We start from the raw sequence: 22,382 nt of genomic DNA, 5'->3' as shown, positions 1-22,382 counted from the left end.
CTTGTCGAACACGCAGCATCCAACCCCGGACGGCGACGTCCGGGGTTTTTTGTTTGAGCTGGTTCAGCTGGAGGACCGGCTGAGTCTGCGAGCCGCACATCGCCCCCAGGTCAAGCCGGTCTGCGCCGACTGGTCTGCAGCGGACGTGCGCCGTCGCATTGCGGCCGGACGTCGTGAGCTGTTGCCGCGTGCGATCGGAATGCACAAGGAGCCGGGCCTGAGCGTACTGGATGCCACCGCCGGTCTGGGGCGCGACGGCTACGTCCTTGCCGCACTCGGTGCCACCGTCACTCTGGCCGAGCGTCATTCGGATCTGGTTGCGTTGCTGCGCGATGCACACCGGCGCGCACTGGGCCGTGACGACACCCACGAAGCGGCTCAACGCATCGACATTGTCGAGGCGGACGCCGTCGGCCTGATGTGCAGCGGCCGCAGCTGGGACGTGATCCACCTCGATCCGATGTATCCCCACCGCGACAAATCGGCCCTGCCACAGAAGGAAATGCAGTTCCTGCGCGAGCTGATCGGCGGAGACGATGATGCCGACGCCCTATTAGGCCCGGCACTGCGAGCGGCGCGACGGCGCGTTGTCGTCAAACGCCCGATGGATGCCCCCTTCCTGGCAGACTGCAAACCGGCATTCCAGCTCAGCGGAAAGCAGGCGCGCTACGACGTTTACCTGCCGCTGTCATCCGCACCGGCCTAGAATGTCCGTATCAATTGCCCGCAATGAATCCGCATGCGTCTGCTGACTCTTGTGCGTCACGCCAAATCGTCCTGGAACTACCCGGAACTGAGCGACTTCGAGCGCCCGCTGAACGACCGCGGCCGTCGCGATGCCCCGCGCATGGCGGCCCACGTATCCAGCCTGATCGGACGACCCGACCGCATGGTCTCCAGTCCCGCTGTGCGCGCGCTCACTACCGCCCGGCTGTTCGCCGACGCGCTGGGCGTGGATCCTGCTGCGGTGTCGATCCAGCCCAGGATCTACGAAGCGTCAGCGGACACCCTGTTGACGCTGGTACAGCTGCTCGACGACGCCGACACGCACGTCATGTTGTTCGGCCACAACCCGGGCTTCACCGAGCTGGCCCACGCGCTTGCGCACTGCAGCTTCGATGACATGCCGACCTGCGCAGTCGTCCAGCTGGGCTTCGACGCCAATTGCTGGAGTGACGTCACCGAGCGCAGCGGCGTCGAGCGCCATTACGCCTATCCCAAGCAGTTCAAGGCGTAACGGCGACCAGCGACCGCCGATAGCGGCGCGCATTTTCAACATAGTGCCGCGCCATCGCCTGCAGCATTTCAATTTCCTGCGGCAGCAGCTCGCGCACGACCTTGGCCGGGGCGCCCATAATCATCACACCATCGGGAAACTGCTTGCCCTCGGTCACCAGGGCATTGGCGGCGACGATGCAGTTGCGCCCGATACGGGCGCGATTCAGTACCACGGCCTTGATACCGATCAGCGTGTTATCGCCGACTTCGCAACCATGCAGCATCGCCAGATGTCCGACGGTACAACCCTCGCCGACTCGCAGCGGCAGACCATGATCGGTATGCAGCACTGAGCCGTCCTGGATGTTGCTGCCGGCGCCAATGATCAGGGCATCGTTATCGCCGCGCAGCACGCAGCCGAACCACACACTGGCGTCGCGCCCCAGGCGCACGTCGCCGATCAGCGTTGCTGTGTCGGCCACCCAGCTGCCCTCGCTACACTGCGGTGTCATTTCGTCCAGCGCATAAATCATGTCAACCGCACCCGAAGTTCAAAAGAGCCGCAGTGTGCCGACGCATCAATCCGGCGCGCAAGACATGTTTCGCGCGTGGATCATGGGTCTGCTGCTGGCGGTTCTGGTCGCAGGCTGCGGCAACAAGACACCGAAGCTGTCGCCACTGGCGAGTGACGCGGTGATCCTGGCCTTCGGCGACAGCCTGACACACGGCACCGGGGCCGCGCCCGGGCAGGCCTACCCGGCGCAGCTCGAAGCCATCATCGGACGACGCGTGATCAATGCCGGCGTGCCAGGTGAGACCACCGGCGAGGGCCTAGACCGCCTGCCGCAGACGCTGGACGAAACCGAGCCGGCACTGGTGATCCTGTGTCTCGGCGGCAACGACATGCTGCGTCAGCAGGACCGCTCAGCAATGGCCCGCAACCTTGAAGCGATGGTGACCATGATTCGCGCGCACGGTGCAGAGGTCGTGCTTCTCGCGGTGCCCGAGCCCAAACTGCTGCTCCGAAGCAGCGAGCCGGCCTATGGCGAGCTGGCGCGGCGCCTCCATCTGCCACTGCAAGAGGATGCGATCACCGCAGTGCTGGCTGATCGCAAACTGAAATCCGACCCGATCCATCCCAACGCTGCCGGATATCGGCGCATCGCCCAAGCGGTCGCCGCGCTCCTTGAGCAGGCCGGAGCGATCTAGTCGCCTATCGGAATACACCCACACCGGAACAGCAACCGCGGCAGCTAAAGGCGGTGTCAATCTCCTGTCTGCATTGCGCCTGGCAGGAGTTGCGCGCACAAGCGCGATGCGCCCAACATCATGACAATCGAGCAACCCGCATTGGTCGCAGATGCGGACATCCGGAAATGACGGGGCGACGGGGCGCCAATTCGAAAGCGAGCGCCGCTAAACCGCCGCAGCGACGCGGGGTCGCTCACTCATGCCGAATCCGTGTCCGTGCTCCAGCAGATATTCCAGCCACTTGTTCAGCATCAGATTGCGCCGCCACTGCTCGGACAGGAACGCATGCGCGGCGGGATCGGCCTCATCTGCCGCCAGCCACGGCGGCCGCTGGCTGCACTGCAGCGCCTCGGCGACACCGGCATCGCGATAAACCCGAATCCAGAGATCCGGCTGCCTTCGCATGCCGTTCTCGTCGGTGAACTCGTAGGTCAGGCGCAGATTCAGGGTATACCGATCACGATCAGTCACCTGCAGATGCAACGGGCAATCGCTGGCACTTCGGGAAACGGCAGCGTCGAACGGAATGTCCATTTCAGGCAACAGACGCTCAAGCAAGCGAAAGTTCCGCTCGTAGAGTTCGAGCAGATGCGCAATGCTGCGGGGCTTTCCGCAGCACGGACAAAGATGCGTGGTCGCTTGCATGCGCGGACTATAAGATAGGGACACAGGTCCGACAAACACGCATCTCGATCACGGACGCACGATCATGCCCATACGCGAAATCACCACCAAACCCTATCTCGACCAAAAGCCCGGCACCGCAGGCCTGCGCAAAAAGGTCACGGTCTTCCAGCAGCCACACTATCTGGAAAATTTCCTGCAATCGATCTTCGACTGCGCACCCGAGATTCGCGGCGCAACGCTGGTGATCGGCGGCGATGGCCGCTATCACAACCGCGATGCCATCCGCACCGCGATTTCCATGGCCGCCGCCAATGGCGTACGCCATATCGTTGTCGGTCAGGGAGGGCTGCTGTCGACGCCTGCCGCGTCCAACCTGATCCGCAAGCGCGGCGCTGCGGGCGGTCTGCTGTTCACCGCCAGCCACAATCCGGCGGGGCCGGATGGCGACTTTGGGGTCAAGTTCAATATCGCCGGAGGCGGCCAGGCCGGCGAAGGCCTGACCGACCGCATTTATCAGCAGAGCAAGAGCATCACGCGCTACCGCAACTGCGATGACGCGGATATCGATCTCGACCGCCGCGGTGAGCAGACGCTCGAAGGCACGACCATCGAAATCGTTGACTGCGTCGACGACTATGCCGCACTGATGCAGTCACTGTTCGACTTCGACCGCATGCGCGACTGGATCAAGAAAGGTCACAGCCTGCGCTTCGACGCCATGCATGCGGTCACCGGTCCCTATGCGCAGCGCATTCTGGTCGAGCAGTTGGGCGCCCCAGCGGGCGCCATTCTCAATGCCAACCCGCTGCCGGACTTTGGTGGTGGCCACCCAGACCCCAACCTGGTCTACGGCAAGCATCTGGTGGATCTCGCCTTCGGCGAGGGCGCACCTGAACTGCTGGCCGCCAGTGACGGCGACGGCGACCGCAACATGATTCTGGGCCGCGGCATCTTCATCTCGCCGGGCGATTCGCTGGCAATGCTGGCGGCGAATCTGCCGCAGTTGCCAGGCTATCGCGACGGCCTGCGTGGCATTGCACGCTCAATGCCGACTTCTCGCGCAGCAGATCGCGTGGCAAAAGAATTGAAAGTGCCGTTGTACGAGACACCCACGGGCTGGAAGTTCTTCTGCAACCTGCTCGACGCCGGCAACGTCACGATCTGCGGTGAAGAAAGCTTCGGCACCAGCTCGTCGCATGCGCGCGAGAAGGATGGACTCTGGGCGGTCCTGGCCTGGCTCAACGTGCTGGCGATCAGTGGCCGCAGCGTGCGCGAGATCGCCGAGGCGCATTGGCAGCACTACGGCCGGCACTACTTCGCCCGCCATGATTACGACGAGCTACCCGCCACTCACGCCGAAGCGGTGATGCAGGCGTTTGCCGGCAGCCTGGCCTCGCTGCAGGGCCAGCAGGTCTCCGGCTACGAAGTCACAACCGCCGACGAGTTCAGCTATCAGGACCGGGTCGACGGCAGTATCGCCGTAGCCCAGGGTCTGCGCGTGGTCTGCGGGGAGCAAGCTCGCATCGTCATGCGCCTGTCCGGCACCGGCACCCAGGGCGCAACCTTGCGGGTCTACCTAGAGCGCTACGAGAAGGATCCCAGCGCCCAGGGCTGGAATCCGGCAGAAGCGTTGGCCCCACTCGCGGCAGCGGCCGATCAACTGGCGCGGATCAGTGCGCTGACCGGACGCAAGGCACCGAGCCTTGTCACCTGATCCCTGTCACAATCCGCGCCCTCCTGCCGCCAGAACGCATCCTCAATGCCCCGCCGCCCGTTCGACCCGACTGCGCCCGATCCTGAAGACGAACTGGGGCCGAGCAAGACCCAGCGTAAGAAATCAATGCTCGCTTTGCAGGATTTGGGCGCGGCGCTGCTCGCGCTTCCGGTCACCCAACTCGACGAGATCGAAATGGACGAGCGGCTGCGCGAGGCCCTGGATGAAGCACGCCGCATCACGGCGCATGGCGCACGCAAACGCCAGCTGCAGTACGTCGGCAAACTGCTGCGCTCCGCCGATACCGAACCGCTGCAGCAGGCGCTGGAGCGAACCCGCGCAAACCGCGTTCATGACGCTCGCGCATTCCATGATGTCGAGCACTGGCGCGAGCGGATCCTGGCTGGCGACGACGGCCTGAACGCCTGGCTCAACACCTACCCTGATGCGGATTCAACCCTGCTGCGCACGCTGGTGCGTGACGCCCGCCGCGAACTCGATGCACCGACTCGACCTGGAGCACCGGCGATGAGCAAGGCGCGCCGCGCGCTGTTTCGCCAACTGCGCGACACCATGAGCGCGGCGACACCGGCTGCCGAATAGCGCCGACCGGACGCCCGCGCACGTTCACCTCGGAAAGCGTCATCTGACTGTCGCAGTCCGCCGCTAGGCTTGCCGCCGGTTCCGGCCGTCTGCCGCCAGATTGATGGCCGGCTCCACGCTGGAATCATCTGCCGACGCCAACCCGATCGGCTCCGAGCATCCCGGGGAAACGACACATGCTGCATTCGAACTCGATGTGCCCAGCCGGGCGCAGCTTCAAGGTATTGGCCGCCACGCTCGCGGTGATCTGCCTGACCAGCCTGACCGCCTGCGGCAGCTCGGTGGCGCCGGTGGTCGGCAGCGGCAACGCCCCCGTCGTCCAGCCCGCTGATGGCTCGCCAGTCGGTAACAAGCACTGCGCCCCCATGCCCGGAACAGCCACCCTGGCCGAGGCCTGCGTGCAGACGCTCTCCGGGAAGCGCACATGAGCCGCCTGCATCGCCGCGACTTCCTGCGCTTGGCCGGCTCGTCGGCCGCGCTGGCGGCCCTGCCGCAATGCATCCGCGATGCCCTGGCAATCCCCGCCAACAATCGCACCGGCACGATCATGGACGTCGAACACGTGGTCATCCTGATGCAGGAGAACCGCTCGTTCGACCATTACTTCGGCACCATGGCCGGCGTCCGCGGTTTCGGCGACCGCATTACCGTTCCGCAACCAGACGGACGCAGTGTCTGGGCGCAGCGCTACGTCAGTGACGGCAGCGAACGCGTGATCCTGCCGTATCACCTCGACAGCAGCGCCGGTAATGCGCAGCGGGTGGATGGCACTCCGCATTCCTGGGAAAACGCACAACCCGCATGGAACAACGGCCGCTTCGGCGACTGGCCGACCTACAAGCAGCCGCAGTCGATGGGCTACTACACGCGCAACGAAGTCGATTTCCAGTTTGCGCTGGCCGAAGCCTTTACCGTGTGCGATGCCTATCACTGCGCCTTTCACGGCGGCACCAACACCAATCGCCTGTTCCACTGGACCGGCACCAACGATCCCACCGGCGACGGCAACGGCCCGGCGATCAACAATCAGTGGGACTCGCTGGATGCCTCCAGCGCCGGCTACCTCTGGACCACCTATCCCGAACGCCTGCAGGCCGCCGGCGTCCGCTGGAAGCTGTACCAGAACCTGCCGGACAACTTCACCGACAACCCGCTGGCCGGCTTCCAGCAGTATCGCCGTGCCAATGAGCAGGCCGGCAACAACGCCGACGGCTCACCCTACCCGGCCTACCGTGACGCCGACGATGCCGGCAATCCGCTGTACAAGGGCGTCGCCAACACGATGCCGCGCGGCAACATCCTGAACCCCGACATGCTGGCCGACTTTGCCGACGACATTCGCGCCGGCAAATTGCCGCAGGTGTCGTGGATCGTTGCGCCCGCGACGTACTCCGAACACCCCGGCCCCTCCAGTCCGGTCCAGGGCGCGTGGTACATCCAAGAAGTGATCAAGGCCCTGACCGCCGACCCCGAGGTCTGGAGCCGCACCGTGCTGCTGGTCAATTTCGACGAGAACGACGGCTTCTTCGACCATGTGCCGCCGCCGTGCGCGCCGTCGCTGAACGACGACGGCTCGATGGCGGGTAAGGCCTCGGTGGATACCGACTCAGAGCGCTACAGCGGCAGCGCCTTCCACGGCGGTGTTTTCGGCCCGGGCCCGCGCGTTCCGATGTATGCCGTATCCCCATGGAGCCGCGGCGGCTGGGTCTGCAGCCAGACCTACGACCACACCTCGGTGCTGCGTTTTCTCGAAGCCCGTTTCGGCGTTGTTGAACCGAATATCAGCGCATGGCGACGCATGGTCTGCGGCGATCTGATGCAGGCGTTCAACTTCGTCAATCCGAACGACGAGACGCCGCCGACCCTGCCCGAGCGCAGCAAGCTCGAAGCCGACGCCATCCGCTACAGCCAGGGCGCTCAAAATCAGGTGCCGGTGCCCGACGAAGACACACAACAGCCACCGCAGCAGGCCGCCGGCGTCAGACCCTCACGTGCACTCGCCTACGAACTGCACGCAACCGCGCAGGCCGACGGCGACCGTGTGCGCATCCTGTTTGCCAACAGTGGTGAGGCCGGTGCGGTATTCCATGTCTACGACCGCCTGCACCTGGAGCGCAATCCACGCCGCTATGGTGTTGCCGCCGGCGAGAGGATTGAAGACGACTGGTCGCTGACCGCCGACGGCGGCCGCTACGATCTGTGGGTCCTGGGACCGAACGGCTGGCATCGGCATTTTCGCGGCGACGCTTCGCAGCTGGACGAGCGCCATACCGCGCAACCGGAAGTCCGCGTGTGCTACGTCCCGACAGCCGCGGCGCTGAGCCTGCAGCTGATCAACCGCGGCAGCCAGGCCTGCCGCTTTGTCGTGACCGACACCGCCTACGGCAGCGGCGGTCCCTGGGTCTACGCGGTAGCCGCCGGCAGCAGCATCGAACCGCTGTGGTCGCTGAGCATGCAGGGCAACTGGTACGACCTGGACATCCGGCTCGACGGCGACGACCCCAGCGGCTTCTACCGCCGCTGCGCCGGACGCGTCGAAACCGGACTACCGAGCGTCAGCGATCCGGCCATGGGCGGCAGTCCCACATCCCGCTAGAGCTGGATGATCCTGTAACGCGGAGCCGGCCCGGAGTTTCCCGGATCGGCCTCACGCGATACGCGCTCCGGCTCAGATGCCGAGATTCATGCCCGGCGGCAGCTGCATGCCCGCGGTGACTTGCGCCATGCGCGCCTTCGACGCCTCATCGACTTTCTGCACCGCATCATTGATGGCGGCGGCGATCAGATCTTCGAGGAATTCCTTGTCCTCACCCAGTGCCTCCGGCGCAATCGTGACCTTGTGCGCCTGATGCGTGCCGGACAGCGTCACCTTGACCATGCCGGCGCCGCTTTCGCCGGTCACCTCCATGCGCGCGACTTCTTCCTGCGCTTTCTTGAGGTTCTCCTGCATCTGCTGCGCCTGGCGCATCATCTGTCCGAGTGCACCACCCTTCATCGTTGCTCTCCTGTCATGGGGTCATGCGGCGTTGACGCCGCGGGCCGGATTCGTTTCAGGAATCCAGCGGATGAATGGAACCAGGGCGGATCTGCGCCCCGAAATGATCGCGAAACGCCCGCACCACCGGATCGGCCTGGATCGACTCCTCGGCTGCACGCTGGCGGGCGATCTCCGCCTGCTTCGCCAGCACCGCGGGCGACGCCAGCTCGACCTGCTCCTGCGCGGTATTGATGCGCAGTTGAATGTTGTCGCCTAGCTGCAGACGCAGCTGCGCCTCCAGCTCGACCCGGCGATCCTCCTGCAGCACGTGTCGCACCTGCGGATCCAGTTCCAGCTGCACCACATTGCCGACCTGCGATACCCAGGCACAGTGCCGCGCGAGCTGTCGCGTAAAGCCCTCGATCCTCATGGCCTCGACGCGCTGTGGCCAGCTCGCATCCGGCGGCAGCTTTGGCATCATGTCGGCAGACGGTGCCGGCCTCTGTCCGGCCGCTGCAGCGGCCGCAGCGGTGCTGGGCGCTGCAGCGGAGACCCCGCCGGCTGCCGACCGCGAGGACGGCTCTGAACTCCGCGCCTGCCCGCCACCAGTGGGCGGCATGGACCCCGTTGATCCTGCCTCTTCGGGCTGGAACGCGAGCATCCGCAATACGGTCATTTCGAAGCCCAGACGCGGATCCGGCGCCCACGGCATGTCGCGCCGCCCACCGATGGCAATCTGGTAGCCCAGCTGCACATCCTCGGGCGTGAACTGCGAGGTCAATGCCACCAGCGCCTCGTCGTCGTCTTCGGTACGCGCACCGGGCAGCATCTGCAGCACAGCGATGCGCTGCATCGCCGCGGAAAGATCGTTGATCAATGCCGCATAGTCCGGCGACTGCGCCTCAAGCTTCTGCAGACAGGCCAGCAGCTGATCGCCATTGCGGCTCGCCAGCGCGGCGATGATCTCGATCAGGGTCTGACGCCCTCCGCTACCGAGCATGTCCTCGACCGTCTCGCGCTGCAGTGTCTTGCCGCCGGCAAACGCGATCGCCTGGTCCAGCAGCGACAATCCATCGCGCATCGAGCCGTCTGCCGAGCGCGCGATCTCGACCACCGCCGCGGTTTCGAAATCGATGTTCTCATCGCCCAGCACCTTGATCAGCTGATCGCGGATCACCGCGACCGGCAGACGTTTCAGATTGAACTGCAGGCAGCGCGACAGCACCGTAACCAGCAGTTTCTGCGGATCGGTGGTCGCGAGAATGAACTTCACATGCGGCGGCGGCTCTTCGAGTGTCTTCAGCAGCGCATTGAACGCGCTCTTCGACAGCATGTGGACTTCGTCGATCAGGTAGACCTTGTAACGGCCGCGCGCCGGCGAGTACTGCGCGTTGTCGATCAGCTGACGCACATCGTCAACGCCGGTATTCGACGCTGCGTCGATTTCGAGCAGATCGACGAAGCGTCCGCTGTCGACCTCGGTGCAGGCACTGCAAACCCCGCAGGGATGCGCAGAAACACCGGTCTCACAGTTCAGGCATTTGGCGATGATGCGTGCCAGCGTGGTCTTGCCGACGCCGCGCGTTCCGGTCAGCAGGATCGCCGGATGCAGCTTGTCGCCGTCCAGTGCGTGCGACAGCGCCTTCACCACATGGTCCTGCCCCATCACATCAGGAAACTGACGGGGGCGATACTTGCGTGCGAGTGCGAGATAGCTCATAGCGGTCAGTGTCCGGCTTCCGGATTCCAGTTTCCAGTCAGCGGTCGCGCATCTCTTCTGGAAACCGGAAACTTTCTGACTGGAAACAGCGTTATGGCGGTAGCCCGCACCAGCTGGCTCCGGCACCCGGCGACACCGCTACCGTTGCTCCCTTCCGGGCCTGGCGGGGTTCACAGCTTGCCGTCGCGGAGGGCCGGCACGGGCCACCATAGACGTTGCGCATTCCCCGAGGGGGCCTGCGAAAGGACGCGAAGTGTGCCCGAAAATACCGATGGACTCCAGCGCCGCATGCGATGTGTCCAACCAACGCGCCTGGATCAGCCCCGACGCAGCGCCTGTTGCTCGCTCAAGGTCAGCGCGACCTTGTTGCGCAGATACGCCGGGACCAGTGCGTCAGCATCCATGCCGCCCCCCCGGCGCAGTTCCTCCAGCGCAATCAGCACCAGCGCACGCGCGTCCGGCAACGCTGTGCCGTCGACGCCGCTCAGCTGCGCTGCTGACGCCGCGCGCAGCTGTGTCTCGTAGGTGCCCCATCCGGTGCCAACCGCAGCCCAGCAACCACCACCAACCGGCTCCACCGCGTCAGGCGCGATGACCTGCGGCGATACGATATCGGCTGGCATTCCGCGCTCGTTGGCACCGTAGGCGGCCCAGTAAACCTCGTTCATGCGTGCATCGATTGCACAGAGCACGCGTGCCTGCCCCGCATCCAGCACCGGCTTCGCCAATGCCGCCAGCGACGACACGCCGATCACTGGCCGATCCAGCGCCAGCGCCAGTCCCTTGACCACGCCAACGCCGATCCGCACACCGGCGAAACTGCCGGGACCGATGCCGCAAGCGATGGCGTCCAGCTGCGCAAAGCCGATCCCGGCCTGCTGCATCAACGCATGCACCATCGGCATCAGCAGCTGAGTATGCGAGCGCCCCGCCACCTCGTGCCGCCCCAGCACGTTGCCGTCGACCGACAGCGCAACCGAGCACGCCTCGGTCGCGGTATCCAGTGCGAGCACCTTCATGCCGCCTCCCGCAGCAGCGTGAGCCAGTCCTGCACAGCTGCGGCATCCCGCACGATCGGCATCCGCGGCAACGCCGCCAGCACGCGCTGGCCGTAGGATTTTCCGGTCAGGCGCGGATCACACAGCATGATCAGCCCACGATCATCCGGATCGCGAATCAGCCGGCCAACGCCCTGACGCAGGGCCACGATCGCCTCCGGTAGCTGCAGCTCGAAGAACGGCTTGCCGCCACGTGCACGGATTGCGGCAAGTTTGGCCTCGAACACCGGGTCACCCGGCGCCGCGAACGGCAGGCGGTCAATGATCACCACACGCAGCGCACTTCCACGTACGTCGACCCCCTCCCAGAAACTGCTGGTGCCAACCAGCACCGCATTGCCGTCTTCGGTGAAGCGATCCAGCAATGCCGAGCGGCCGTCCTCACCCTGCACCAGCACCTGCATCGGCAGCGCGGCCCTGAGACGCTCGGCGATGATCCGCAGCGCACGATGGCTGGTGCACAAGACGAAGGCGCCGCCGCCGGCGGCTTCGATCAACGGCCGGGCCGCGTCAGCAACAGCCTCGGCGTAGCCCTGCATGTTCGGGTCGGGCAAGCCGCGCGGCAGATACAGCTGAGCCTGCTGCGCAAAATCAAACGGACTGTCGAGGCACTGCGTCTGCGCATCGTCCAAGCCCAACGCCCGCACAAAGTGACCAAAGTCCCCGGCCGCAGCCAAGGTGGCCGACGTAAAAATCCAGGCACCCGGGTAGGTCGCACGCATCCGCTGAAAGCCGTTCGAAAGATCGATCGGCGTTGCATTGAGACTGCCCCCGCGCTGCAAGGGCTCGACCCAACGCACTTCCTCGGACTCGGCCGCGACCTCATCTGTCGCAGCGACGTCAGCCAGCACATGAATCCAGTTGTCGCGTATCTGAGCGCAGCGCTCCAGCACCGCGGCGAGTTCGGCGTTGCGCTCCTCCAGCGGCAGCAACAGCGTGTACATCTCATCGAGCGACTGGCGCACACGGGCCAGCGATATTTCACCTTCGCCCGCAGCGCGCAGCTGCTGCAGGGTCTGGCGGCCACGCATTGAAACGAAGCACCGCTCCAGCCTGCTCACGTCAGCCGAAAGGCGCTGCGCGCACTCGATGACATCACCCAGATCGCCGCAGTTCTGCGCTTCCAGCTGCGCATCACGGGCCAGTTCCTGCAGCTGCCGCGTCGATACGCGCTTGCCGAAAAACTGAGCGGCCAGTTCCGGCAACTGATGCGCCTCGTCGACGATGACGGCGTCAGCACCGGAAAGGATCTGGCCGAAGCCGTTGTCTTTCAGCAGGAAGTCCGCAAACAGGAGGTGATGATTGATCACCACCAGATCGGCGGCCTGCGCATTACGCCGCGCCCGCGCGACAAAGCATTTCTCGAAGTCCTCGCAGCGCGCGCCCAGGCAGTTTTCAGCGGTCGATGTGATTTGCCGTGTCAGCGGATCGTCATCACGAAACTCGCCCAACTCGGAAAGTTCGCCGGCATCGGAGCGCCGCGCCCATTCCTCGACTTCGCGCAGGCGATCGAACGCCCAGCGTAATGACGGCTGCTGCCGAGCGCGCTTCATCCGGTACAAACACAGATAATTCGAGCGCCCTTTCAGCAAGGCGGCCCGCACCGGCGCTGCGAGCGCTTCGCGCACGCGCGGCAGATCGCGATGGAACAACTGATCCTGCAGGGTGCGGGTTCCGGTGGAAATCACCGTGCGCCGGCCCGACAGCAGCGCCGGAACCAGATATGCATAAGTCTTGCCGGTCCCGGTGCCGGCTTCGACGATCAGCGCGGAATTGGCTTCAAGTGCCGACGCCACGCTAGCCGCCATCTGCTGCTGCGCGGCGCGCGGCGCGAATCCGGCGACCCGCTGCGCCAGCGGGCCGTCACTACTGAGCAACTCGGCGGCGTCTTGCGCGCTCACCGAGCGGGATATGCCGACAACGATTGCTCCAGGGCATCGACTTGCCGTGCGGCCTCGGCGGCACCTGCGCCATCCCCCCGCGCGGCACGCGCCGCCCGAATCGTGCGCCAGTTGTCGAGCTGGACATAGGGATTGCCACGCGCCAGCGCGTTGGATTTGCTGCAGACATTTTCGGCCTGAACAAAGTTGTCCTGTGCCAGATAGGTCTTGCCGAGCAGCGACCACACAAAGGCGTTGCGCGGCTCGATGCGAATGGCGCGCTCGAGCGAGGACGCGGCCTGATCCGGATGGCCGGCGTCCAGCGCAGCGCGTGCCTGCCGCATCAACGCGGTGACTGCCTCGCCGCTCACGGCTTCCGCTGTCTGCGGCGGTGTCACGACCGGAGCGCCGACGCCAACATTGGAGTTCGACGGCGCTTCGGAGGCAGGCGCCGGATAGCTCACGATCGGCGGCTCCGGATACGGCCAGATCTGCTTGTCACCCCGGGTCGTCGCACACGCGGCCAGCGCCATCGTCGCGGCCACGATGAACAATCTGCGCAACAGCATCAGCATCTCGTCAATTCAAGGAGGCGCTAGTGTATCCGCACGGCGTCGAGCTCGCGGCACCGCCGCGCAGACGTTCATCGAAAAATGCTGCGCCACCAGGAACTGGGGTCGAACGGGCGCGCATCTGCGCAGGGCGCCCAGCCCTCCGGCGCCGATCCCCGAGCAAACGGCACCGTCTCCGCGCCAGCGCAATGATCGTCCGCGCGCAGACCCGAGGCCGGGTCCACCAGCACTTCGTCGATATCGGATGGCGGGATCGGATCGAGGCTCTGCACGCCGATGTCGTTCATGATGCGCGCCCAGATCGGCAACGCTCCGGAGGAGCCGGACAGGCCGGTCGGCTGGTTGTCGTCACGCCCCACCCACACGACACCAACGCGGTCGCCGCCAAATCCGGCAAACCAGCTGTCGCGATAATCATCCGTGGTACCGGTCTTGCCGGCCACGACCGTATTCGCCGGCAGCGCGGCGTGCACACCCCGTCCGGTCCCGCGTGCCACCACCTGGCGCAGCGCCCAACCCGTCAGATACACCGGCGCATCAGCCAAGGTCTGGCGCACCTGAATCGGATAGCGCGACAACGGCTGACCTTCCTTGGTCTGGACCTCCCGAATCGCCAGCAACGGCGCCTGAAAGCCGCCCGCCGCCAGAGTGGCGTACATCTGCGCCACTTCCAGCGGTGCGATCGGCAGTGCGCCCAGCAGCATCGACGGCAGCGCAGGCGCATCGCCGGAATAGCCGGCGGCATGCAGGGTCCGCATCACCGTTTCGAGACCGATGTCGAGACCCAGTCGCACCGTCGGCAGGTTCATTGACTCCGTCAGCGCCATGTACAACGGCTGCGGCCCATGCAGTTTGCGGTCGTAGTTGTTGGGTTTCCAGATCTGGCCGTTGGGCAGCCGCAGTTCGATCGCCTCGTCCGCCAGCGGCGTGACCAGTGTGTAGCGATCCGGCTGCGACAGCGCCGTCAGATAGACGAAAGGTTTGACCAGCGAACCGATCGGCCTTTGCGTATCGAGCGCACGATTGAAACCCGAATAACGCACCTCGCGGCCACCCACCAGCGCCAGCACTTCGCCGCCCTCGGCACTGACAACGACAGCTGCCGCCTGCAACGTGCCTCCGGGAATCTTGCGCGCGCGCTCCAGTTCCGGCAGCGTCTCGACGATGCGACGCTCGGTCGCCTCCTGAGCCCGCGGGTCCAGTGTCGTGAAAATGCGCAGACCTTCGTCAGTCAGGTCCTCGTCGCGGTACTGGCCACGCAGCTGGCGCTTGACCAGATCGACAAAGGCCGGATAACGCTCAACGCCGCCGGTACGGCCGGCATCGACACCCAGCGGCGCCAGCAGGGCACGCTGGTACGCGGCTTCATCAATCAGACCCTCTTCACGAAACACTCCCAGCACCAGATCGCGACGCTCCTTGGCACGCTGCGGATTGCGCCGAGGGTTGTAATACGACGGCCCCTTGACCAAACCGACCAGCAAGGCGGTCTCTTGCGGCTGCAACTCGGACAGCGGCTTGTTGAAGTAGAACTGGGCGCCCAGGCCGAAGCCGTGCACAGCTCGGCCACCATCCTGGCCCAGATGCACTTCGTTCAGATACGCCTCAAGAATCTGGTCCTTGCTGTAGTGCCGCTCGATCAACAGCGCCATGAACGCTTCGTTGATCTTGCGCGCCCAGGTCTGTCGGCTGCTGAGAAAAAAGTTCTTGATCAGCTGCTGGGTGATGGTGCTTCCGCCCTGCACAACCCGGCCCGCGCGCAGGTTCGCAACCATCGCGCGCAGAATTCCGCGCGGACTGACACCGATGTGACTGTAGAAATGACGATCCTCGACGGCCACCAGTCCCTTGGGCAGCAGCCGCGGCACGTCCTCAATCCGCAGCAGCACACGGTCCTCCCCCTGCTGCGGATAAATACTTCCGATGAGCATCGGGTCCAGCCGCGCAATCGCGGGGGACGCCTCGCCGTCGAGACTGCGCAAGCTGCTGATCGTATCGCCGCTGAACCCGACGGACAGACGCATCGCCGCCTGCGGCCCGTCCCAGAAGTCGAACGCGCGCACGTGGATGTCGACACGCCCACGCCCCGGCATGTAGCTGCCGGTCGTCGCCAGACGTGGATCTTCCCGGTAGCCGAGCCGCCCCAGCTCATGCAGCAGTTCGTTCTCGCCAACCGACAGCCCAGCGTACAGCTCCATCGGCGCAGCATAGACCTGCGCAGGCAGCGCCCAGCGGGCGCCGGCAAAACGTTCGCGAATTTGCCGATCAAGGCCCAGCAAATAAACACTGAATGCCACGATTGCAACGCTGATCAGTACGATCAACGGCGCGATCCAGCGGAACCGGCTTCTGCGGGGCGTTGCCCGGGCCTTGGGTTTGGTATTGCGTCGTGCCATTAGGGCGCGGAGTTTAGTGCATCGCCTCCCATCATGGCTTGCCCCTGACGAAAGGATTGCAGGCAGCGGTACGCTGTACCCCAACGAAAAGAGCCCGGCAACCAGTGCCGGGCTCTCCGAATTCTGCAGCTCAGGCTTCGATTAGAAGCTGTAAATCACCGAAACACCGTACTGGGTGTCCTTGTCGCTGGTCGAATCCTGCTCGATGGTCACGTAGTGCGTCTGCGTCATGAACGACTTGCTCAGCTTGTAATCGAAACCGAACGCGGTTTCGGTCAGCTTTTCGCTGCTGACGTCGCCTTCGGTCTGGCCGAACTCAGCCTTCATCGTAAAGGCGTTGATCGTGTAGCCGGCGGAAACCACGAAGCTGGTGTCCTGGTTGTCGCTCTCGTCGGCCGCGGTCGAGTCGTCGTCCGCTTCCGTCGCCAGCTGATACAGCGCACCCACCTGCAGATCCTTGAACGGAATGAACTGGGCGGTGACGCGCATGATGTCGATGCTCTTGCCCTGGCTGCCGATCGCACCCTTGTCCGCCTTCAGCGAAGTGGTTTCGTTGGCGGCGTAGGCGGCGTTCAGCTTGACCATGCCCAGGTCGAACTTGGCGGCAGCGTAGAACGTATCGGCGACGCCGGTGTCGGTGTCGGTGCTGTCGGTTGCTGCGGTGCGACCTTCGCCCGGCTGTGCAGTCAGTTCGAATTCGAACACATCACCCAGTTTCGGCGTGGTGTACTGGATCAGATTCTTGTTGCGGGTCTCACCGGCGAGAATGCTCGCAAAGTCAGCCAGATCCTGGTCGTTGAACAGGTCGATCTTGCTGCCGATGTCCTTGACCGAAGTATCGAAACCACCGAAGCGCAGGCTACCAAAGCCGCCCTTGATGCCGGCAAAGATATTGCGCTCCGAGAACGGAGTGCCTTCGTCACGGAACTGGTCAATACCGTATTCCAGCTGATAGAACGCCTTCAGCCCGGCGATGCCCAGTTCCTCGTCACCCTTGAAACCAAGGCGCGAAGAGTTTGAGTTGTCGTTGAGTGCCCACACGGCATCGGCGCCCGGATTGCCGATTTCCTCTTTGGTGCTTTCGAGGCCGAAGTTGAACTTGCCGTAGACCTTCGGCGCAGCCGAGGCGATCGACGGTGCCAGAAAGGTCGCCCCCACAGCGACTGCAAGCAGAGTCTTCTTCACGCAAACATCTCCTGATCAGGATGGGAAAGTATGTTGTATTGACCACAGCACGCGGGCACCTTGCGGAATCTTCGCGGCCAGCGCGCCCCATGTATCGCGGTCTGCAATCTGCGCGCAGTATCAGGAGCGGCCGTGACGCTCGTTTTTCATTTTTCTGACAGTTGTGTGACAAACAACCGCAATGCCGCAATGAGCGGAGTACATGGAGCGCACGGCCTTCACAACAGACGCCGTTCCGTCATTCGATCGTCAGCGCCCTGACGAGCACGGCCGCGGGAGTGCCGGATCGTCAGTATGAAGTCAGGGCTGCGACGGGCTGTCTGTCCGCTCGCCAACCCAGAGCAGGAACGCGCGCCGTTCCGACGGCGTTGCCTGCGACCACCAGCTTTTCATGACCGGCAGCCATTCTCCTTCGGAGCCCGCCGGCGACGTGGCGTTCGACGCCGACGCATCAACAGGAGGCAATCGCCCCGATACTGGCACGGGCGCGGTCGCCGTAACGGAGCCGGGTGTCGGAACCGGCAACGGCTGCACGACCTGCTGCCCGTCAGTCTTCTCTGCCACCCGCTCGAGTTCGTGATCAGCACTCAACTGCGCCGCAAGGCCACGCTTGAACTGAAGGCCGCTATCCTGCGACATGACCCGCTGACCGGTCGTTGTGTCGTCGACCCAGCCGGAGAAACTCGCTGTCAGCTTCTTTGCCGCCTCATAGTCCGCCGGGTGGGCGTACTCGATTCGATAGTGATGGCCAGCCTGAGCATCGAGCACGAAGCGCGCCGGATCGGAGCGCAAGGCATCGTCGCTTCCGCCCAGGTTCCAGATTTCCTTGTAATAGACCAGCAGCTCGTAACGTCCAGGCACAAGCTGCAGGTCAACATCGCCCTTGCGCAACATGCCGCTGGCGCCACGGACCTGGGCCCCATTGATCTTCTCGACCTCAAGGGCCTCCGGCAATGTCACGGTGGCGATTTCAGCGACTGTCCGCTCCGGTCCGTCATACAGGCGGACTTGGCTCTGAGCACAAGCCACGATCTGAGACGCCAAAACGGCCATCAGCAGCACTCGAACCCACTGGCGTGACATTCAATTTCCTCGTGTATGGAGCATTCCCGCCCCCAGCGTCAATGGCTGCTGATTTCCGCCCAGCATCCAACCCGGTACGGCGCTCCTGTCTCCGGAATCAGCGCTTGAGTTCGCTTTCCATCGACTCGATTGACAGGTGGCGCACGTCTTTTCCCTTCACCAGATAAATGACGTACTCCGAGATGTTCTTCGCGTGGTCGCCAATCCGCTCGAGCGCACGCACGCACCAAAGAATGTCGATGACCCGGCGAATCGTGCGCGGATCTTCCATCATGAATGTGATGCACTGACGCATCAGCGCCTCGTACTCGCGATCGACTTCGCGATCCTGGCGCGCGACCGCAAGGGCGGCGTCGACATCCATCCGCGCAAATGCGTCGAGCGCACCATGGACCATGCCGGACACCTGCCGTGACAGATGCGTGACCTCGAATACCCTCTCAGTCAGGCGCTCATGGGCGGACAGGTCATGCGCCATGCGTGCGATCTTGGCCGCCTCGTCGCCGATCCGCTCGAGATCCGTAATCGTCTTGATGACCGCATAGACCAGCCTCAGATCGCCGGCGGCGGGCTGACGCCGCGCCAGGATCAATGAGCACTCCTCATCGATCGCCACTTCCAGCTGATTGATACGAAAATCAGCTGCTGCGACACGATCCGCCATATCGGCATCCATCATCGACAGAGCTTCAGTCGCATCGATGATCTGTTGCTCGACCAGCCCCCCCATCGCCATGACGCGCTGACGGACGTCCTCCAGTTCTGCATTGAACTGGGTCGAGATATGCTGGCGCAGATTCGAGGTTTCCATGGATGGAGCTTTATCCTTAATAATGAGATGGCCAACTGACTCAAAACTATGACATCGGGCCGGCGAATTTCCTAGCTGGCGCGCTCGACCCCATCGCGCCCCGACGTATCACTGTGCGCCGGCACGATGACCCGCAGATGAAGCCATTGTGACAATTTGATGACATTCCGGGCAGACGGCTGGAATCGGCAATTGCACGACTGCAACGAAACTGCAAAGTAACGCGGCTAACCTCGCGTCGAATTTTCAGTCCCACTGAGGAGACACTCGTGACCCTGTTTCGCAAGTCTATTGCACGTGCATCGCTGGCTGTCGCCGGCGCTGTCGTCGCATGCAACGCTTTCGCCGCTGACATTTCAGGCGCGGGCGCTACCTTTCCCTACCCCATCTATGCCAAATGGGCCGACGCGTATAAGAAGGAGACCAATATCGGACTGAACTATCAGTCGATCGGCTCTGGCGGCGGCATCAAGCAGATCAAGGCCAAGACGGTGACTTTCGGTGCCACCGATGCACCGCTGAGCGGCAGCGAGCTCACGGAAACCGGGTTGATCCAGTTCCCGATGGTCATGGGCGGCGTCGTGCCGGTAATCAACGTCAAGGGCATTGAAGCCGGACAGCTCGTCCTCGACGGCCCGACTCTGGCCGACATCTTCTACGGCAAGATCTCGAAGTGGAACGACAAGGCAATTGCCGCGCTGAACCCCGGATTGACGCTGCCGAAGACCGCCATTGCGGTGGTGCATCGCTCGGACGGCTCAGGCACCACCTACAACTTCACCTATTACCTGGGTGCGGTCAGCAACAACTGGCGCGTCAACGTCGGTGTCGACAAGTCGGTTGAATGGCCGGTCGGTATCGGCGGCAAGGGCAACGAAGGCGTCGCCAACATGGTCTCGCAGACCAATGGTGCGATCGGCTACGTCGAGTATGCCTATGCCAAGCAGAACAAGATGTCCTACGCCAAGATGCTGAACAAGGACGGCAAGACGGTTTCGCCGGACGGTTCGACATTCCAGGCTGCGGCAGCGAATGCCGACTGGTCGTCGGTTCCGGGCTATGGCGTGATCCTCGCCAACCAGCCAGGCGCTGACAGCTGGCCGATCACCGCCGCGACTTTCATTCTGGTCTATGCCAAGCCGCAGAACGCTGATGACGTCAAGTCGGCCCTCAAGTTCTTCGACTGGGCCTACAAGAACGGTGGCGACATGGCGCTGGAACTCGACTACGTGCCGATGCCGGCTGCGGTGGTCGAGATGGTTGAGAAGACATGGGGTGAGATCAAGGACGCTTCTGGCGCCTCGATCTGGAAGTAAGTCTGTTTTACGCTGAGGCAAAGGGAAGCGGGCCATCGGCCCGCTTCCCTTCCGTCTGAACACCGGGCAGGATTCTGCCCCGGTACTGCCAGAACGCAGAGGTTAGTCTTGAACGCAGTCGACAGCGGTCTTTCACCCAGCGCCAGTGCGCTCCCGATGTTGAGACGCAATCAAATGCTGGACGGCGTGGTCAAGGTATTGACCCGCATCGCCGCAATCACCGTACTGGTCATGCTTGGCGGCGTTATCGTGGCCCTGGTCGACGGCTCAATCCCGGCGCTGCGCGCCTACGGATTTTCATTCATCTACACCGAATCCTGGAATCCGGTCACCGAAAAATTCGGCGCAGCCGCTCCGATTTTCGGTACCGTGGTGACCTCCTTCATTGCCATGCTGATCGGCGTACCGTTGAGCCTCGGCATTGCCATTTTCCTGACTGAGCTGTGCCCGCCGCGCTTGAAGCGCCCGATCAGCACCGCGATCGAGCTGCTCGCCGGCATCCCCAGCATCATTTATGGCATCTGGGGATTGTTTGTACTCGCGCCGCTACTCCAGCGCACCTTGCAGCCGTGGCTGATCAGTGCGTTCGAGGACATTCCGGTCCTGTCCAATCTGTTCGCCGGGCCGCCCTACGGCATCGGTATTCTGACCGCAGCCCTGATCCTCAGCATCATGGTGCTGCCGTTCATCACATCCATCACCCGCGACGTGTTCGAAACGGTTCCCCCGATGCTCAAGGAGTCAGCCTACGGCCTCGGCTGCACAACCTGGGAAGTCGTTCGCGACATCGTGCTGCCCTACACGCGCACCGGCGTCATCGGCGGCGTCATGCTGGGTTTGGGTCGTGCACTGGGCGAGACCATGGCGGTGACGTTCGTGATCGGCAACGCTCATCGCATCGCCAATTCTCTGCTGGCACCGGGTACCACAATCTCTGCCAGCATCGCCAACGAGTTCACCGAAGCTGACGGCGAGTTGTACACCTCCTCATTGATCGCACTCGGCCTGATCCTGTTCGTGATCACCTTCATTGTTCTGGCCGGCGCGAGATTGCTGCTGGCCCGAATGAAGCGCGCGGAAGGCAAATAACATGAATCCGGCAGTCCTCAAGCAATACGCGCGCCGCAAGCGCTCGCACAAAATCGCGATGGTTTGCTCATTTGCAGCCGCAGCCCTGGGCCTTCTGGCCCTGGCATGGATCCTTGCGACACTTTTCGCCAAGGGGTTCGGCGGACTGAACTGGGCGGTGTTCTCTGAGATGACTCCGCCGCCCGGGGGTGAGGGCGGACTGCTGAATCCGATTTTCGGCAGCATCGTGCAGACCGTGGTCGCGACGCTGATCGGCACGCCGATCGGCATGCTCGCCGGCACCTTCATGGCCGAGTACGGCCGCAATACCAAGCTCACCATGGTCGTTCGATTCATCAACGATGTGCTGCTGTCTGCTCCCTCCATCGTCGTTGGTCTGTTTGTGTACGAGATCATGGTGCGACCGATGGGGCACTTCTCAGCTTGGGCCGGCTCGGTCGCCCTGGCAATCCTGGTGTTGCCCGTAGTCGTCCGAACCACTGAAGACATGCTGCTGCTGGTGCCTGACAGCCTGCGCGAGGCCGCATCGGCTCTGGGCGCACCTCGCTGGATGGTGATTCAGCAGATCTGCTATCGCGCTGCCCGCGCCGGATTGATTACCGGCATTCTGTTGGCGATCGCCCGTATCAGCGGCGAAACCGCTCCGCTGCTGTTCACCTCGCTGAACAACCAGTTCTGGAGCACCGACATGAATGCGCCGATGGCCAACCTGCCTGTCGTGATCTTCCAGTTCGCGCTATCGCCGTACGAAGACTGGCAGCGCCTGGCCTGGGTCGGCGCGCTGATCATCACGCTGGCCGTGTTGTCGCTGAATATCGCAGCGCGCGCGCTGTCCGCCCAGCGAGCGTCCGATCGATGAACGATCTAGAATCCAAAACGGTA

Annotated in this window: 21 protein-coding genes and 1 other RNA gene; 10 read left to right on the top strand and 12 right to left on the bottom strand. The window is 63.7% G+C overall.

Going from position 1 to position 22,382, the window contains the following annotated elements; genetic code table 11:
- Position 1: 1 nt before the first annotated feature.
- Positions 2-706 (top strand): class I SAM-dependent methyltransferase, encoded by a 705-nt coding sequence (locus E4T66_RS07970; RefSeq protein ID WP_136848468.1) that lies wholly within the window; start codon positions 2-4, stop codon positions 704-706.
- A 33-nt stretch (positions 707-739) separates the two neighbouring features.
- Complete coding sequence (locus E4T66_RS07965) at positions 740-1,237, top strand: SixA phosphatase family protein (RefSeq protein ID WP_136848466.1); 498 nt, start codon at positions 740-742, stop codon at positions 1,235-1,237.
- Here E4T66_RS07965 and E4T66_RS07960 read toward each other — a convergent pair.
- A complete protein-coding gene (locus E4T66_RS07960; protein WP_136848464.1) occupies positions 1,227-1,751 on the bottom strand; it encodes a gamma carbonic anhydrase family protein in 525 nt (174 codons plus the stop codon). The two genes, E4T66_RS07965 and E4T66_RS07960, sit on opposite strands and share 11 nt — an antisense overlap.
- On the opposite strand from E4T66_RS07960, the gene E4T66_RS07955 reads away from it, so the two are divergent.
- The gene (locus tag E4T66_RS07955) at positions 1,750-2,427 is read left to right on the top strand and encodes an arylesterase (protein ID WP_211242817.1); all 678 of its coding nucleotides are present in this window, start codon (positions 1,750-1,752) and stop codon (positions 2,425-2,427) included. The two genes, E4T66_RS07960 and E4T66_RS07955, sit on opposite strands and share 2 nt — an antisense overlap.
- Positions 2,428-2,634: 207 nt before the next feature.
- On the opposite strand, the gene E4T66_RS07950 is transcribed toward E4T66_RS07955, so the two are convergent.
- Positions 2,635-3,027: a DUF1249 domain-containing protein gene (locus E4T66_RS07950; RefSeq protein ID WP_136848462.1), complete on the bottom strand. Its 393-nt coding sequence runs from the start codon at positions 3,025-3,027 to the stop codon at positions 2,635-2,637.
- 151 nt (positions 3,028-3,178) lie between these two features.
- Here E4T66_RS07950 and E4T66_RS07945 point away from each other — a divergent pair, with 151 nt between their 5' ends.
- From E4T66_RS07945 to E4T66_RS07930, 4 genes are all read left to right on the top strand, one after another.
- Entirely contained in the window at positions 3,179-4,810 is a 1,632-nt protein-coding gene (locus tag E4T66_RS07945) for an alpha-D-glucose phosphate-specific phosphoglucomutase (RefSeq protein WP_136848460.1), read from the top strand.
- Positions 4,811-4,855: 45 nt separating this feature from the next.
- Entirely contained in the window at positions 4,856-5,413 is a 558-nt protein-coding gene (yjgA, locus tag E4T66_RS07940; RefSeq protein WP_136848458.1) for a ribosome biogenesis factor YjgA, read from the top strand.
- Positions 5,414-5,589: 176 nt separating this feature from the next.
- Complete coding sequence (locus E4T66_RS07935) at positions 5,590-5,841, top strand: hypothetical protein (RefSeq protein WP_136848455.1); 252 nt, start codon at positions 5,590-5,592, stop codon at positions 5,839-5,841.
- Positions 5,838-8,009 carry a phosphocholine-specific phospholipase C gene (locus E4T66_RS07930; protein WP_136848453.1) on the top strand — a complete coding sequence of 724 codons (2,172 nt, stop codon included), beginning with the start codon at positions 5,838-5,840 and terminating at the stop codon, positions 8,007-8,009. Before E4T66_RS07935 ends, E4T66_RS07930 begins: the two co-directional genes overlap by 4 nt.
- 72 nt (positions 8,010-8,081) lie before the next feature.
- Here E4T66_RS07930 and E4T66_RS07925 read toward each other — a convergent pair whose 3' ends face one another.
- The 10 genes from E4T66_RS07925 to phoU form a co-directional block, all read right to left on the bottom strand.
- Positions 8,082-8,408, bottom strand: a complete 327-nt coding sequence (locus E4T66_RS07925) for a YbaB/EbfC family nucleoid-associated protein (RefSeq protein ID WP_136848451.1) — start codon at positions 8,406-8,408, stop codon at positions 8,082-8,084.
- Positions 8,409-8,463: 55 nt separating this feature from the next.
- Positions 8,464-10,110 carry a DNA polymerase III subunit gamma/tau gene (dnaX, locus tag E4T66_RS07920; RefSeq protein ID WP_136848449.1) on the bottom strand — a complete coding sequence of 549 codons (1,647 nt, stop codon included), beginning with the start codon at positions 10,108-10,110 and terminating at the stop codon, positions 8,464-8,466.
- 103 nt (positions 10,111-10,213) lie between these two features.
- Positions 10,214-10,310, bottom strand: an RNA gene (gene ffs, locus E4T66_RS07915) — signal recognition particle sRNA small type.
- Between the two features lie 117 nt (positions 10,311-10,427).
- Complete coding sequence (tsaB, locus tag E4T66_RS07910) at positions 10,428-11,129, bottom strand: tRNA (adenosine(37)-N6)-threonylcarbamoyltransferase complex dimerization subunit type 1 TsaB (protein ID WP_136848447.1); 702 nt, start codon at positions 11,127-11,129, stop codon at positions 10,428-10,430.
- Positions 11,126-13,069, bottom strand: a complete 1,944-nt coding sequence (locus tag E4T66_RS07905; RefSeq protein ID WP_136848445.1) for an ATP-dependent DNA helicase — start codon at positions 13,067-13,069, stop codon at positions 11,126-11,128. Before E4T66_RS07905 ends, tsaB begins: the two co-directional genes overlap by 4 nt.
- Positions 13,066-13,617 carry a tetratricopeptide repeat protein gene (locus tag E4T66_RS07900; RefSeq protein WP_169577538.1) on the bottom strand — a complete coding sequence of 184 codons (552 nt, stop codon included), beginning with the start codon at positions 13,615-13,617 and terminating at the stop codon, positions 13,066-13,068. The genes E4T66_RS07905 and E4T66_RS07900 overlap by 4 nt, the downstream gene beginning before the upstream one ends.
- Positions 13,618-13,691: 74 nt before the next feature.
- A complete protein-coding gene (gene mrcB / locus E4T66_RS07895; RefSeq protein WP_136848441.1) occupies positions 13,692-16,016 on the bottom strand; it encodes a penicillin-binding protein 1B in 2,325 nt (774 codons plus the stop codon).
- Positions 16,017-16,157: 141 nt separating this feature from the next.
- Complete coding sequence (locus E4T66_RS07890; RefSeq protein WP_136848439.1) at positions 16,158-17,201, bottom strand: porin; 1,044 nt, start codon at positions 17,199-17,201, stop codon at positions 16,158-16,160.
- A gap of 300 nt (positions 17,202-17,501) precedes the next feature.
- Positions 17,502-18,254 (bottom strand): DUF2057 family protein, encoded by a 753-nt coding sequence (locus tag E4T66_RS07885; protein WP_248679565.1) that lies wholly within the window; start codon positions 18,252-18,254, stop codon positions 17,502-17,504.
- Positions 18,255-18,381: 127 nt separating this feature from the next.
- Positions 18,382-19,095, bottom strand: coding sequence for a phosphate signaling complex protein PhoU (gene phoU, locus E4T66_RS07880; RefSeq protein WP_136848435.1), 714 nt, complete (start codon positions 19,093-19,095; stop codon positions 18,382-18,384).
- A gap of 269 nt (positions 19,096-19,364) precedes the next feature.
- Between phoU and pstS the strand changes: the two genes are divergently transcribed.
- The 3 genes from pstS to pstA all read left to right on the top strand — a co-directional run bounded on the left by pstS (position 19,365) and on the right by pstA (position 22,359).
- Positions 19,365-20,411 carry a phosphate ABC transporter substrate-binding protein PstS gene (gene pstS / locus E4T66_RS07875; RefSeq protein ID WP_136848433.1) on the top strand — a complete coding sequence of 349 codons (1,047 nt, stop codon included), beginning with the start codon at positions 19,365-19,367 and terminating at the stop codon, positions 20,409-20,411.
- Between the two features lie 156 nt (positions 20,412-20,567).
- Positions 20,568-21,500, top strand: a complete 933-nt coding sequence (pstC, locus tag E4T66_RS07870; RefSeq protein ID WP_136848691.1) for a phosphate ABC transporter permease subunit PstC — start codon at positions 20,568-20,570, stop codon at positions 21,498-21,500.
- Between the two features lie 58 nt (positions 21,501-21,558).
- Entirely contained in the window at positions 21,559-22,359 is an 801-nt protein-coding gene (gene pstA / locus E4T66_RS07865; RefSeq protein WP_136848690.1) for a phosphate ABC transporter permease PstA, read from the top strand.
- The last annotated feature ends 23 nt before the right edge of the window (positions 22,360-22,382 follow it).

The organism is Sinimarinibacterium arenosum (assembly GCF_005047655.1).
Classification (GTDB): Bacteria; Pseudomonadota; Gammaproteobacteria; order Nevskiales; family Nevskiaceae; genus Solimonas.
Note: the sequence above shows the minus strand (reverse complement) of the source record. Positions and strands in the feature narration are given on the sequence as shown.

Coding starts and splice junctions, on each gene's coding strand:
- E4T66_RS07965 (WP_136848466.1), top strand. CDS start 740: ATGCGTCTGCTGACTCTTGTGCGTCACGCCAAATCGTCCTGGAACTAC.
- E4T66_RS07955 (WP_211242817.1), top strand. CDS start 1,750: ATGTCAACCGCACCCGAAGTTCAAAAGAGCCGCAGTGTGCCGACGCAT.
- E4T66_RS07960 (WP_136848464.1), bottom strand. CDS start 1,751: ATGATTTATGCGCTGGACGAAATGACACCGCAGTGTAGCGAGGGCAGC.
- E4T66_RS07945 (WP_136848460.1), top strand. CDS start 3,179: ATGCCCATACGCGAAATCACCACCAAACCCTATCTCGACCAAAAGCCC.
- yjgA (WP_136848458.1), top strand. CDS start 4,856: ATGCCCCGCCGCCCGTTCGACCCGACTGCGCCCGATCCTGAAGACGAA.
- E4T66_RS07935 (WP_136848455.1), top strand. CDS start 5,590: ATGCTGCATTCGAACTCGATGTGCCCAGCCGGGCGCAGCTTCAAGGTA.
- E4T66_RS07930 (WP_136848453.1), top strand. CDS start 5,838: ATGAGCCGCCTGCATCGCCGCGACTTCCTGCGCTTGGCCGGCTCGTCG.
- E4T66_RS07925 (WP_136848451.1), bottom strand. CDS start 8,408: ATGAAGGGTGGTGCACTCGGACAGATGATGCGCCAGGCGCAGCAGATG.
- dnaX (WP_136848449.1), bottom strand. CDS start 10,110: ATGAGCTATCTCGCACTCGCACGCAAGTATCGCCCCCGTCAGTTTCCT.
- tsaB (WP_136848447.1), bottom strand. CDS start 11,129: ATGAAGGTGCTCGCACTGGATACCGCGACCGAGGCGTGCTCGGTTGCG.
- E4T66_RS07900 (WP_169577538.1), bottom strand. CDS start 13,617: ATGCTGTTGCGCAGATTGTTCATCGTGGCCGCGACGATGGCGCTGGCC.
- mrcB (WP_136848441.1), bottom strand. CDS start 16,016: ATGGCACGACGCAATACCAAACCCAAGGCCCGGGCAACGCCCCGCAGA.
- E4T66_RS07885 (WP_248679565.1), bottom strand. CDS start 18,254: ATGGCCGTTTTGGCGTCTCAGATCGTGGCTTGTGCTCAGAGCCAAGTC.
- phoU (WP_136848435.1), bottom strand. CDS start 19,095: ATGGAAACCTCGAATCTGCGCCAGCATATCTCGACCCAGTTCAATGCA.
- pstC (WP_136848691.1), top strand. CDS start 20,568: ATGTTGAGACGCAATCAAATGCTGGACGGCGTGGTCAAGGTATTGACC.
- pstA (WP_136848690.1), top strand. CDS start 21,559: ATGGTTTGCTCATTTGCAGCCGCAGCCCTGGGCCTTCTGGCCCTGGCA.